This is a genomic window from Streptomyces sp. NPDC049879 (assembly GCF_044461265.1).
GTDB lineage: Bacteria > Actinomycetota > Actinomycetes > Streptomycetales > Streptomycetaceae > Streptomyces.
In genome coordinates this window covers 46,268-57,935 of record NZ_JBITKT010000015.1, presented here as the reverse complement: position 1 = coordinate 57,935, position 11,668 = coordinate 46,268, and the positions used below count along the sequence as shown (strand labels likewise).

Sequence of the window (11,668 nt, the reverse complement as noted above, 5' to 3'; positions counted from 1 at the left end):
GGTGCGGTGCGCGCACAGCGGGCACGGCTCGGGGTGCGCGCACCGCACCGCGCCCGGCCCCCGGGTATGGGTGTGGTGGCACCACCACGGGCACGCGGCCACCGGATACGCCCACGGCAACTGGGCCGGAGACCACGAGCTGCGGCAGGTACAGGAGCTGCCGAACGCCGAAGCGGCGGACGCGCTCGCCGAACACCTCGCACGCGGGCTGCGCGAGTCCGGCTCCGCAGCCCTGGTGCGCGTCTTCGCCGTCGCCGCCGACGGCGCCCGGCCCCCCGGCCCCGACGCGCTGTGGGTGGAAGCCGGGTCTGAGCTGTGGATGTGGACCGACCGCCCCGGGGTGGAGCAGCTGCGCCGCCCCGACCACCTCTGGCGCATCCTCCCCGGCGGCGGCACCGAGACCCGCCCGTGGCACGAGGACTGGCCGCTGCGCCCGCCCCTGCCGCCGCGCGAGATCCCGCCCTCCCGCTTCCGCACCGTCCGCAGCCGCGACGGGCAGCGGGAGCTGACCTGGTACGACAACGGCGACGGCGGCCTGCTCGTGTCCACCCTCGACCACACCTCCACCGCACTGCCCGTCCGCGTTCTGCGCACCGGCCGCGAGGAACCGCTCGGCGACGAGAGCGCCCCGGCCGGACTGCGGGTCCACGGCCACGGCCTCCACGACCGGCCCCGCCTGGCCGAACTCCCCCGGCTGGCACCCGCGTTCACCCGCCTCGCACCCTGACCCCCGGCCCCGGGGTGGTGCGGACCGCAGTAGGGCCGCACCACCCCGGGCCCGTACCCGGACGGCCACCGAATGTCACACCCCCCGGCTACCGTCCCTGACAGGTCCCTCACCCTGGAGCAGCGCCGTGACCGAGCACCCTTTCAACCAGATCATCCCCGCCCCCGCCGAACTGCCGCCCGGCATCCACGTCCGCGTCCTGACCGAGCGCGATCTCTTCACAGGCGCCCGGCTCAACGCCGTGGTGGTGTGGACCGACGACCTCTACGCGATGTGCCCCGACTGCGGCACCCCCACCGCCCGGGACACCACCGACGCCTGCCCCGTCACCCTGGCCGGGACCAGTGGTCCCGGCCGGGAACTCCGGGACCTCGGCCAGCGGCACCCCTGCGGCGCCTGGCCCTACGTCTACTACCAGGAGGTCCACCCCGCCGACGGCAGACACCTCACCAGCGGCGACGTGCTGCGCGCCGCCGCCGACCTGGCGGCACAGCGCCCCGCCGCGTCCCCCGCCGCGCCGGGACCGGCAGCTCACGACGGCCAAAACCGGCGGTGACCCACATTCGGCGGCCACGATCGCACTCCCCCGGCCCGCCAGCAGCACACCACCGCCGTGCTACGCCTCCGCCCGACTGACCCTCACCCCCGAAAGGCGCACGAACTTCCATGACCGACCACACCGACCACCTGGTCGTGACCCAGCCGGACGGACGCGCCGTCCGCATCACCACCTTCTTCACCGCCTACGGCAGCTGCCTCTACGAGGTCACCGACGCCTCCGACGGCAGCCGCGTCGCACACGACTGCCTCCTCCCGGCGAGCAACCCGGACCAGACACCCGCCGGATACACCCACCGGATCGGCAACCCCCCGGTGTGGCTGACCGCCGAGGACGCCGCCGACGTCGAAGCCCTCGGCCGCGCGGCCAAGGCCGCCTTCGCCGCCTCGGAGGAGGGACAGCAGCTTGAGAAGTCGCGGCGCGCCCGGGAAAGAGCGGACCAGCGGCTCCGCGCCGACACCGCCGTCCTCCGCACCGACGAAGGGCGCGAACTGGTCGCCGCTCGCACGCGGCTCGTCAACCGGATCAACAGCCTGCACGAGAGGGACGCCCGCGCAAAGGACGCCGCGTACGACGACGAAGGCGGCGACCCCGGCTTCTACTACCGCGTCCAGGCCCCCAAGCTGGAAGCACAGATCGAGGAGGCCTCCGAGGCGCTGACAACTTTCGACCGCCAGCACCCGGAGATCATCGCCGCCCTGGAGGCCGAGAAGCAGGACCGCATCCGCCGCGCCATGGATCTGTAGACCCCTCGGACCGCGCGCGTGCGGGCTCCGCCCGGGCCCGCTCCGTCCCGGCCCGCCACCGACAACCCCGACGGGGAGGAACGACCACATGAACCTTCACGACCTTCTGCTCGCCGCCGCTGGCGGGCACGCCTCACTGGCCGCGCAGCAGGTGACGGCTGACCAGGCGGCCCGCCTGTGGACGCACGTCAGCGACGACCGAAGCAGGATGAGCCTCTACCAGCTCCCGGAACCCGCAGACATGCGCGTCGAGCTGGAGGAGGTGGACGCCGACGACGAGGGCGCCGTCATCGCGGTGCGCGTCGGCGGCGTGCTGCGCTACCAGATCGACACCACCGAGAGTACCAACGCCGAGGCCGTCACCCGGCTGTGCGAGCAGGCCGGATGCTCCTGGGCTCCCTGTGGAGACGGGGTCTCCACCGCCGTGTGCGAGCAGCATCTCGACCGTCTCATGCCCGGCTTGCTCTCGCCGGACGATTTCGGCAGCGAGGGTGTGCGGCCGGGCGCCGAAGACCACGCGCGGCGGGAGAGCTGGAATCTGCGCCTGGACGCCTGGGACGACGAACTCCGCCAGAAGGCGCAGCAGATCGAGCACCGCCGGTATTTCATTTGCCGGACCCGGGAGTCAGCAGCCGCATGAGCCGCGCCGAGCGCCTTCCCCGCGCCGTGGATCTGCAAGAACAGCCCTCCGGCGGTCCGCGACTCGCGCGGACCGCCCCGTCTGCGAGGAGGTAGAACGCGTGGCAGACCTGTCCGCCACCTACACCGTCACCTACGTCGGGGAGGAACGGCCCACCGTCATCACCCCGAAAGTCCGCGTCCGCCAGCGCGCCGAGGGCCGGCTGACCTCCATCGCCGGCCTGGCCCCGCTCCTGGCGGAGCACATCGACCGGATCACCGACTACGCCGACCGGCAGCACACCCTTCTTCTCCTGCGGGCGGCGCGCATCACGATCGCCGACTACCCCCGGGGCCCGATGCACGCCTTGTGCACCGTCCGCGATGAGGGGAGGCTGTGCGCGGGCTACACCGGCACCCGTGACCTCCCCGCAGACGTCGTCCTCGACCTCGCCGAGGAGCTGCGCGACCAGCTTTGCTGATCCTCCAGGAGGCGGCGCTCTCTCCGTGAGAGCGGCCCGCCACCCGTTGCCGGTCATCCCGCGAGCTACCCTCCCGGGATGACCGACAATGCCTTTCCCCCCTCCCTGCTCGCCGCCCAGCGCACCCTGGTGGAAGGCGTGCGGCGGCTGGCCGCGATTCCGCTGCGCCCCTACGAGGACGGGGCCGGCGTGCTGCACCGGACCGGCAACGGGTGGCGGGCCGACCACGACCAGGTGGAAGCCGATCTGCGCCGCCAGCTCCTCGACGCGACGCTCGTCCTGCAGACCGACCCGTACTGGCAGACCGTCGCCGACCCCGTCGCCGCCCGCCAGGCCCTCAAGGTGCGCGTCCGTGAGCTGGCCGACGCCGAGACGTCAGGCGGCGGACCGGAGCTCGCCGCCTGACCCGGCGGGCCGCCGGGTTCCCGGCCCCGGGGCGTGACGGTGAACATGCCACGGCAGACCCACAACCCCATTGTTGCCTCACAAGGCAACGGTGTTGCCGTACAGGGCAACGATGGGGCATGATGGTGCCCTCGCACACACCGTCCACCGAGAGGGACCATCGTGAACGACCAGCAGAAGACCGACGCCGAGAGGGCGCTGGAGCAGTACCTGGCCGCGCGGCGGGCTGACACCGCGTCAGGCTCCGCCTACACCCAGCGCAGCGCCCGCGCCGCCGCCACTCTCGTACGCCTCCTGGGCGTCACCCGCGCTGCTGCGGCCCTCGGAGTGGACAAGGCGCCCGTGTCCCGGATGGCCAAGCGCGGACGCACCCAGGGCCAGGACCAGAGCGCGCCGGACGCCACCTGCCTGGGATACGTCGAGCTGGACACGCCGGAGGGCCGTGAGTTGCGACGCGACTCCGTGCACACCGCCCAGCTCCCCGAAATCCTCGGCACCGGCCTGGGAACCCGGGAGGACGCGTGGCGGCAGGCCGTCTCCCAGACCTGGCGGCGCGGAGCGCCGCGCGACCCCGAGGCCGCCGCCATGGGCACCCGGCACAAGCCCACCCTCGCCGCCGTGTTCGCCGAGCGGCACCCCGAGTACCAGGTCCTGACCACCGGGATGTGGGTGGGCACCGAGCGCACCTACCAGCGCGCCACGCCCGACCGCATCCTCGTGGACCCCCAGGACGACGAGCGCCGCGCCGTCAGCACCCTCACCGTCACCAGCCTCCCCAGGCCGTTCGACGTCGCGGAGGGATGGGGCCCGGACGGCAGCGGCCAGGTCCCGGAATGGCTCGCGATCCGCGCGATGTGGGAGATGGACACCCTGGGGACCCGGCAGGCACACATCATCGCCCTGGCGCAGGGCGCCTACGTCCGCGAGTACCACCTCACCTGGGACGCCACCCGCGCCCAGGAGCTGCGCGACGCGGCCGAGGGCTTCCTGCGCGACGTGGCGGAGTTCGCCGCGCCGACCGCCGGGTAGGCAGCCATGGCCGAATACGCCGCAGTCGTGGTGTTTGCCCCTGACCCCGTGCGGGAGACCAAACTCCCGGGCCATTTTTACGGAGATCCCGACCTTGCGCCCCTGTGGCCGACCCTGTGGCGGTGGCGGATCGACAACCCGGACGTCGACGACGAGCCGGACCCGGACTTCCCCGACCCCGCCCCCGACTTCGTCCTCCTGATCGCAGACCAGCAGGACGGCAGGTGGGCCCTGCCCGGCGGCCACGTCCACGACGGGCAGGAGCCGACTGCCGCCGCAGTCCGCGAACTGAACGAAACGACCGCGATCGGCCTCGACCCCGCCCGCCTCACCGTGCTCGGCACCTCCCGCGATTGGGACCCCGATGGCGAGGAGTGCGTGACCACGAGGTACACCGCCAGCCTGCCCGCACGGCTCCACCTGAGCCCGCACGGCGCCGCCCGCTGGCACCCCGTCCGCGCCCTCCCCCCACTGGCACCCGGCCACGCCAAGATGATCCAGGACGCCCTGGAGGATGTCCACATTCAGTAACCGCCCGGGCCAGCGGCGGCCGGGAGCACGCCGCTGGCGCTCTCCCCTTCGGTTCGGCCACCATGGTGGCCGAACCGAAGGGGGAAACGCGGGTGGAACAGGTGGTGGCGGTCGTCTCCATGCTCACCGCAGCGGTCGCGGTGGGGGTGACGGTATGGGGGACCCGTCACACCAGCCGTGCGGCAACCGAGATATCCAGGGATGCAGACGACCGTGGGCAGAAGACGGCACTGGCGGCAGAAGAGCGCCAGAATGCCCGCATCGCGAAGGACCGGGTCCGCGCCGCGGCGATGGAACTCCTGGACGCGGCGGGTGCCGCGCAGCGGGAGTTCCGCGTCGGCCGCTCTCGGTGGACACCTGCCGAGCTGACCGGCGAGCAGCGCGCGGTGGTGCACCGCGTCCAGACCGCCGCCGGCCAGGCACGGGCCGCCGGAGCGCCATGGCTGGCCCGGTACGCGGGAGTGATGGACACCGCGGTGTGGCACATGTCCCAGAGCTGGGAGGGCTCGCAGTCCGGGACCGTGCAGGAGAACCCGTCTTTCGCGGCCCTGATGACGCACTCCGCCGATCTGGACGAGGTGGTACTGCGGTTCGTCGCCGAACTCGAGGACCGCTTCGAGGACGAGACCCCGTAGCCGCCCGTGAACGACGCCGCCGCGTACGGCCCCGCACCCGGGGCGGAGCGCTCCCGTCGCGTCATCCTGCCACCGCCCGCACGCCGGGGACCGGTCGGGAGAGGCGGCCGGGCTGCGCCGGACGAGGGGCGCGCGGTAACCCTCGGCCGTCCCGCTCCGTTGGGATGTGTCATGCCACAGCCTGTATCCAGCCCCCGCCAGTCGGGGCATCGTCCTGCCCGGAGCACGGACCGCAGCAGCCGCTGCGCCATCTGCCCGGCCATAGCGCCGCTGGTATGGGGACGGTCCGCGCGGCAGGCTTTCATAGCGGTCAGCTCAGGACGAGGACGGCGGCGTCGGCACGGGCAGTGCCGGGGGTGGCGGTCGCGGCCTGGGAGAGTGCGTCGGCGAGACGCTGCGGCGTTGAGACGTGCGCTGCGGTGAGGCGTGCGCGTGTGTCGGCGGCGAGCTGGCGGTGGAGGCCGGGGGTGGCGAGGACGAGGGTGCGGCCGGCGGGGATGACGGCCTGGCCGACCAGGGCCGGGGTCGCCTGGGCGAGCGTCACCCCGTGCTCGGCGGCGGGCGTTCCGCCCGGCCGGACGCCGCTGTGGTCGTGGCCGGTGCTGTGGAGGGTGAGGGCGGTGCCGTCCCAGGACCACACCCGGCACTCCCCGGCCCAGGCCGTGGTGGTGTGGCCGTCCGCTCGCCGTACGGCGAGCGCGATCGTGGCGTCGGGGCCGTCGCCTTCGGGGCCCGGGTCGGAGACGGCCAGCGCGGCGTGGAGTACTCCGGCCAGCGCGCCGCGCTGGGCGGCGGCCCGCACCGCGCTCTCGGCGAGCAGCGGCGCGAGGCGTGCGGCTTCCGGGCGGGTGCCGGTGGCGTGGACGACGGCGACGGCCATCGTGAGGTCGGCCGCGAGGTAGTGCGCGGCGGCGTCCGCGCACGGGCCGTGCTCGCCTTCGCGGACGGCGAGTCCTACGGCGGCGGAGCGCCAGGACAGCGGGGCGGTCACGGACATGTCGGGGCCTCCCTCGGCCGGGGGTGGAGAGCCTCTTTATACCGGCCGGTGAACGGTGGTCCCGCGCCTCGCTTCGTGCCGACGTGCGGTCAGAGCTGCACGTCGGGCAGCCAGGTGACGTCGAGCAGTCGGGCGATGCGGTACTGGCGGGATTCGAGGAGGACTTCGGCGACGCCGTAGACGTCGGCGTCGTCGGCGATCGGGACGCGCCGCAGGTCCTGATGCCAGGGGAACGGGAGCGGGCGGCCGACGGTCTCCGCGCTCCACTCCAGCGTGTCGATCACGCGGCGCAGCGCGTCCCAGGGGCGGCCCTCGGCCTTGGCGAGCTGCTGTTCGAGGTTGTGGTCGGCGGCGTAGACGTCCCAGCGGCGGGCGCGGGGCTCGGTCACGCGGCGTGCCTGATCAGCGTCCAGTGGCCGTGTCCGTAGCGGGCCTCGGCGTACTGCTTCTCGCGGTCCGGGCGTTGCGCGGACAGGCCGACTGCCCACCACTCCCGCAGCACGCGGCGGAGGTCCTCCCCGGACGCAGCGGCGATCTCCTCCCGGCAGGTGTCCCGGTCGCCGGACTCCTGCATGGCGACGATCTCCTCGGGCGAGGGCATCTGGTCAGCGTCCATGGCGGCAGCGTACCGGCCGCGCGCCGCGGCGGGCAGCCGTTCGCTCACCGCGTGCGGCCCGGTGGGGGTGGCCGGGTTCGGTCAGCTGTGCCCCGGGGCAGGCGGGGGCGCCGGGAGTTGACCAGCCTGGGGCCGGGGCCGGCCAGTACCCGCGGAAGTGCCGGTGTAGCTGCGGTCAGGTCTCGGGGGGACTGCTGACGGAGTGCCGGGCGGCCAGGTCCTGGAGGACCGCGTGCCAGTGCTCGCCACGGTGGCGGCGGGTCACCGCCTCGACCATCGCGGCCGGGGGCAGCGCCGCGAACAGGTCGCCCCAGCGGGTCGGCCGCTGCTCCCCGACCCACAGCTGCTCGGCGACGCGTGCGTCCCGCCTGAGCCAGTACTGGGGGTCGCGGTACCGGTCGCTTCCGCCGCGCCGAACGCGCGGGGACAGGAGTGGGGTGGGCGGCTGGTGCGGGGTGGCGGCGATCAGCGCCCGCAGCCGGTCCGTCGCTACCGTCACCGGCCCCAGGGCGTCCCGCGCGGAGGCGCCGAGTACGCCGAGCGCCCCCGTCAGCGTGTCGATCGTCGCGAGTGTGTCCGCGGCCGCCATCGGCGTCCACCCCCGGGTCGTGACCGCTTCCGCCACCGCGACCGCGTCGTCCAGCAGGCAGGCCAGCCGCTCTGTCAGGTCGGCGTCGGTCACGTGCGGACCGGCGGAGCGGCGAGGTCACCGGTGCAACAGCGGCTCGGTGGTAGCGCCGTCGTGGGCTCCTGGCTGCTCATGTCGGCCGCACGCCCTGGAATCCGGGGCCCAGGCCGCGGCGGGTGCCCGGTCGACGGCCCGGAAACGGCGGGGCAGTAGTGCGGCCTGGGCTGCTGATCCCGTCAGCGGCCGGGAGGCCGAGGTCCTGGCGGAGCCGTGCCAGTGCCCGGATGACGGCGGTCACCGCCGGGGCGGCGGCCGGGTGCGCGGTGCGCAGGGCGTTCGCCGCGGTCTCCATCGCCTCGACCGCGTCGTCTGCCGCGGCTGTGCTCCAGCTGGCCGGTGAGCTGGCGACGTCGTGCAAGGCGCACGCGGCCTCGGCGAGGGCTTCGGCGGTCTCGGCGACACCGGGCGCCGCGATAGTCGGCAGCAGCTGCATGCCCTGACAACGACCTTCGGCGGCAGGAGGGGACGGGCCCGGATTGCGTAGCGGCGAACAGGGACTTCGAGCGGTCCGGCGCGGTGCGCGGTCAGTGAACAGGAACTTCGAGCGGTCCGGCGCGGTGCGCGGTCAGTCGACGCTGAGCATGGCGCTGCGCGGAGGTGCGAGGTGGGCGCGGGCGCAGCGCAGGCAGTGGGTGTGGCGGGTGGGCTGGCCGCAGGGGGTGCCGTTGTGGCCGGGGCAGGGGTGGGGCGGGTTCTCGTCGTGGTGCGGGTGGGGGGTGGTTGCCTGGTGCGGGGTGGTGCGGGCGCGGCAGGGCAGGCACAGGCCGCCGCCGAGCTGGGGCTGGCCGCAGGGGGTGTTGTTGTGTCCCGGGCAGGGGTCGGGGGTGTCGCCGGGGTCGGCCGGGCGGAGGCGGTGGAGGTGTTCGCGGGCGGTGTGCAGGATGTGGCGGGCGGTACGGGTGCGGGCCTGGTGGGCGGCGAGTTCGGCGCGGACGCGGGCGGCGTCGGGGCCTCCGTGGATGTGGGCGGCGCGCAGGACCGCTTCGGCGGCCTTCTCGCCTTCCTCGACGGCCGCGGCGGTACGGGCGAGCAGGGCGAGGGCGCGGTGTTCGGTGGCTTCGTTGAGCTGATCGGCTGTCAGGACGGCGAGGGTGCCGAGGGTTGCGGGCAGCGCTCCCTGGGCGCGGGCGTCGTCGAGCGCGGCGGCGAGTTCGGTACGGACGCGGGCTTCGGCGGCGGCGAGGCGGCGGGCGGCGTCGGCTGAGGTGAGGCGGGCGGGGTCGGTGTGCTCCTCGATGGCGGTGGCGATGGCGAGGGTCTCGGCGGCGCGGCTGAGGGAGGCGCGGACCTTCCGGCGCTGCCCGCACCGGGTGCACAGCCCCGCCGCGCCCGGGGTGTCGCAGTCCTGGCAGGGCAGGGCGGCGCGCTCGGCCTCGGCGGCCGCGCGGCGGGCAGCCACGTCGCGGACATGTGCCTCGTACCGTTCGCGGCTGCGGGCGGCGCGCTCGGCGTGGCCGATGTCGAGGACGGCCTGGCGCCGGACGGCGGCGTGCAGGCGCCGCTCGACTTCGGCGCGGCGCACGGCGGGGGTGGCGCCGGGCATCTCGGCGCGCACGTCCAGGACGGCGCGGGCGCGGTCGGCGCGGCGGTCGGCGACACGACGGGCACACACGGGGCAGTCCGCGCCGGTATCGAGTCGGATGCCGTCCGCGCACCGGGGGCCGCAGCCGCGGGAGGGCAGGCCCCGGCGCAGCATCCAGCCGACCGTGGTGGTCATCGGCCCGGTCTGCTCGGCGCGGCGGTCGACCAGGCGGGCCGCGAGGAGTTCGGCGGCGTCCTCGTTCGCCCCGGTGACATGCTCGGTCGCGAGGACGGCGCGCAGGCGGGACAGCTCGGCACGGGCGGCCGTGACGACGACGCGCCGGGCCCCGTCCCTCAGGACGGCCAGGAGGTCGGCGACGGGGGTGAGCGCGGTGCGCACATCACGGGGAAGCAGCAGCTCAGGGGCATGGGGGACGGCCACTACGGGAGTCCTGGTGGTAGCGGGCGAGGCCTTCGCCCGGCGGCGGGAGGCTGGCGTGGTGGCGTTCGTGGCGGGGGTGTTGATGGCGGGCTGGACCGGCTGTTCCCCGCGCAGCGGGCCCCTGCTGTCGTGCGCCGTTCCGGGATCGACGGCGGTCGCCGGGGCGGCGGTCTCCTCGCCCGTACGCGCGCGCTCCGGCCGACGTCGGTCACCCTCCGCGGCGCGAGCGCCGGAACAGCGCGAATTACCGTCGCTTGAACTGGAGACCTCAGCCACCTGAGCGTGGGTGGTGTGCAGGGGCGGGGCAGCGTGGGGGTCGGTGATCATGGGCTCCTCACGGGGTGGTGCGTCTGTGACCAGCGGGTCTGCGGGGACAGCGGGGGCGTCACTATGCCGTGGGGCAGCGTGGGGGTCGCCGGACTCCAAAAAAACAGAGTCCGGCGCGGCCGCGGCCGGCTCGCGCACCACCACGATGGCGTCGGCGGGAACGCCCTCGACGTCCGGCGCCGCAGAGAACATCTCCTCCTCCGGCGGGAGCTGCTCGTCCGTCAGCTCGTCCGGCCACAGGTCGAACGCGCCGTCCTCCCCGTCGTACGGGTGCTCCTGGACGTCCCGATGCTCTCCTCCCTCTTCCCCGGCCGGTCCGCGGCCGCGAGCCGCCGGTCCGGAGACGGACTCCTCCCCCTCGACGGCGGCACGCGGCGCCGGAACGTCCGGCACCGGCGCGCCCGGTGCCGCGACGGGGAAGCCGTGGGCTGCGGCCACGGCGGGCACCCGCAGCCGCGAGCGCTGGAGCAGACCCGGGCTCGGCCGCCGTACCGACTCCACGACCCCGGCCGCGCGCAGCCGCGCCAGGACCGCCGCCCCCGCCGCCGGGCTGCAGCCCAGCAGCTGCGCGACCGTCGTCGCAGCCCTCCCCCTCTTCGCATCGGCCCGGCCTCCGCACAGCCGCACCCAGCCGTCCGGCCGTGCCCGCAGCGCGAGCAGCAGCAGCGCCAGACGGTCCGTCGGCGCCGCACGCCCGGAGCGCCCCTTCGGACCGCCGAGCAGCCCCGCCCGGGTCACCGACCCGTCACGGTGCCGCCACCCCGGCGCCCACAGCGCTTCCAGCAGCCGCAGCAGCACGGCGAGTTCGGCGCGGGTCAGCCGCAGTGGGTGCCCGGGACGCTGCCGGGCGGCGAGCAACGGCTCGACACGCACCTGCAGCCCCGTCACCTCCCCGCGCTCGCCGATAACCTGACGGGTCGTGATCAGTCCCGCTGCCCGGAGAGGGCGCAGCACGTCGCTGGCGACGGTGTCCTCCGACACGCCCATCCACCGGCCCAGCTCGCCGCGCCGCACGGTCGCGACGCACGAGCCGTACGCCGCCCTCGACGTGAGGACGACCAGACCCAGCCGTGCCGCGTGCGCGTCGACCGGCACGCCCGCTGCGTCCGCGGCGGCGAACAACTCGTCGGCGGCGGCGTCCAGGCGCGCGCGGGCGTCCCGGCCCAGGGCAAGCGGATTCCCCGGCCCCGACACGCCCGTGCCGTCGCCGGGGAGCAGCCGAAGCCGCGGCGCGGCCGACCGCGCCGTCCGGGCAGCCGGAACCGGCAGCGCCGCGGCGCCGGTCCCGGTCACCGCCGGGCCCCCGTCCCGCGACACGCCCGGACATCACCCGCGCGGAGGTCAA

General features: G+C 74.9%; 15 protein-coding genes. 9 read left to right on the top strand and 6 right to left on the bottom strand.

Annotation, left to right across the window (positions count from 1 at the left end; genetic code table 11):
• The 9 genes from ACIBPC_RS31855 to ACIBPC_RS31815 all read left to right on the top strand — a co-directional run.
• A partial coding sequence (locus tag ACIBPC_RS31855; RefSeq protein ID WP_398849561.1) for a hypothetical protein occupies positions 1–727 on the top strand: 727 nt, incomplete at its 5' end.
• A 127-nt stretch (positions 728–854) separates the two neighbouring features.
• A complete protein-coding gene (locus ACIBPC_RS31850) occupies positions 855–1,283 on the top strand; it encodes a hypothetical protein (RefSeq protein ID WP_398849559.1) in 429 nt (142 codons plus the stop codon).
• Between the two features lie 110 nt (positions 1,284–1,393).
• Entirely contained in the window at positions 1,394–2,032 is a 639-nt protein-coding gene (locus ACIBPC_RS31845; RefSeq protein ID WP_398849558.1) for a hypothetical protein, read from the top strand.
• Between the two features lie 88 nt (positions 2,033–2,120).
• The gene (locus ACIBPC_RS31840; RefSeq protein WP_398849556.1) at positions 2,121–2,672 is read left to right on the top strand and encodes a hypothetical protein; all 552 of its coding nucleotides are present in this window, start codon (positions 2,121–2,123) and stop codon (positions 2,670–2,672) included.
• A 100-nt stretch (positions 2,673–2,772) separates the two neighbouring features.
• Complete coding sequence (locus ACIBPC_RS31835; RefSeq protein WP_398849554.1) at positions 2,773–3,132, top strand: hypothetical protein; 360 nt, start codon at positions 2,773–2,775, stop codon at positions 3,130–3,132.
• A gap of 78 nt (positions 3,133–3,210) precedes the next feature.
• Positions 3,211–3,537, top strand: a complete 327-nt coding sequence (locus ACIBPC_RS31830; protein WP_398849552.1) for a hypothetical protein — start codon at positions 3,211–3,213, stop codon at positions 3,535–3,537.
• A 162-nt stretch (positions 3,538–3,699) separates the two neighbouring features.
• A complete protein-coding gene (locus ACIBPC_RS31825; RefSeq protein ID WP_398849551.1) occupies positions 3,700–4,566 on the top strand; it encodes a hypothetical protein in 867 nt (288 codons plus the stop codon).
• Between the two features lie 27 nt (positions 4,567–4,593).
• A complete protein-coding gene (locus ACIBPC_RS31820; RefSeq protein WP_398849549.1) occupies positions 4,594–5,097 on the top strand; it encodes an NUDIX domain-containing protein in 504 nt (167 codons plus the stop codon).
• 92 nt (positions 5,098–5,189) lie between these two features.
• Complete coding sequence (locus ACIBPC_RS31815; protein ID WP_398849548.1) at positions 5,190–5,732, top strand: hypothetical protein; 543 nt, start codon at positions 5,190–5,192, stop codon at positions 5,730–5,732.
• A gap of 310 nt (positions 5,733–6,042) precedes the next feature.
• Here the strand turns inward: ACIBPC_RS31815 and ACIBPC_RS31810 are convergent, their stop codons facing one another.
• The 6 genes from ACIBPC_RS31810 to ACIBPC_RS31785 form a co-directional block, all read right to left on the bottom strand.
• Complete coding sequence (locus ACIBPC_RS31810; RefSeq protein ID WP_398849546.1) at positions 6,043–6,729, bottom strand: hypothetical protein; 687 nt, start codon at positions 6,727–6,729, stop codon at positions 6,043–6,045.
• Between the two features lie 89 nt (positions 6,730–6,818).
• A complete protein-coding gene (locus ACIBPC_RS31805; RefSeq protein ID WP_398849544.1) occupies positions 6,819–7,118 on the bottom strand; it encodes a hypothetical protein in 300 nt (99 codons plus the stop codon).
• Positions 7,115–7,345, bottom strand: a complete 231-nt coding sequence (locus ACIBPC_RS31800) for a hypothetical protein (protein ID WP_398849542.1) — start codon at positions 7,343–7,345, stop codon at positions 7,115–7,117. Before ACIBPC_RS31800 ends, ACIBPC_RS31805 begins: the two co-directional genes overlap by 4 nt.
• Positions 7,346–7,520: 175 nt before the next feature.
• Positions 7,521–8,027 (bottom strand): hypothetical protein, encoded by a 507-nt coding sequence (locus ACIBPC_RS31795; RefSeq protein ID WP_398849540.1) that lies wholly within the window; start codon positions 8,025–8,027, stop codon positions 7,521–7,523.
• Between the two features lie 76 nt (positions 8,028–8,103).
• Positions 8,104–8,466 (bottom strand): hypothetical protein, encoded by a 363-nt coding sequence (locus ACIBPC_RS31790; RefSeq protein WP_398849538.1) that lies wholly within the window; start codon positions 8,464–8,466, stop codon positions 8,104–8,106.
• A 132-nt stretch (positions 8,467–8,598) separates the two neighbouring features.
• Entirely contained in the window at positions 8,599–11,616 is a 3,018-nt protein-coding gene (locus ACIBPC_RS31785) for a hypothetical protein (RefSeq protein WP_398849536.1), read from the bottom strand.
• Between the last annotated feature and the right edge of the window lie 52 nt (positions 11,617–11,668).

Excerpts from the sequence above, each read along its gene's own strand:
- ACIBPC_RS31845 (WP_398849558.1), top strand. The coding sequence starts at position 1,394 with ATGACCGACCACACCGACCACCTGGTCGTGACCCAGCCGGACGGACGC.
- ACIBPC_RS31840 (WP_398849556.1), top strand. The coding sequence starts at position 2,121 with ATGAACCTTCACGACCTTCTGCTCGCCGCCGCTGGCGGGCACGCCTCA.
- ACIBPC_RS31830 (WP_398849552.1), top strand. The coding sequence starts at position 3,211 with ATGACCGACAATGCCTTTCCCCCCTCCCTGCTCGCCGCCCAGCGCACC.
- ACIBPC_RS31810 (WP_398849546.1), bottom strand. The coding sequence starts at position 6,729 with ATGTCCGTGACCGCCCCGCTGTCCTGGCGCTCCGCCGCCGTAGGACTC.
- ACIBPC_RS31800 (WP_398849542.1), bottom strand. The coding sequence starts at position 7,345 with ATGGACGCTGACCAGATGCCCTCGCCCGAGGAGATCGTCGCCATGCAG.
- ACIBPC_RS31790 (WP_398849538.1), bottom strand. The coding sequence starts at position 8,466 with ATGCAGCTGCTGCCGACTATCGCGGCGCCCGGTGTCGCCGAGACCGCC.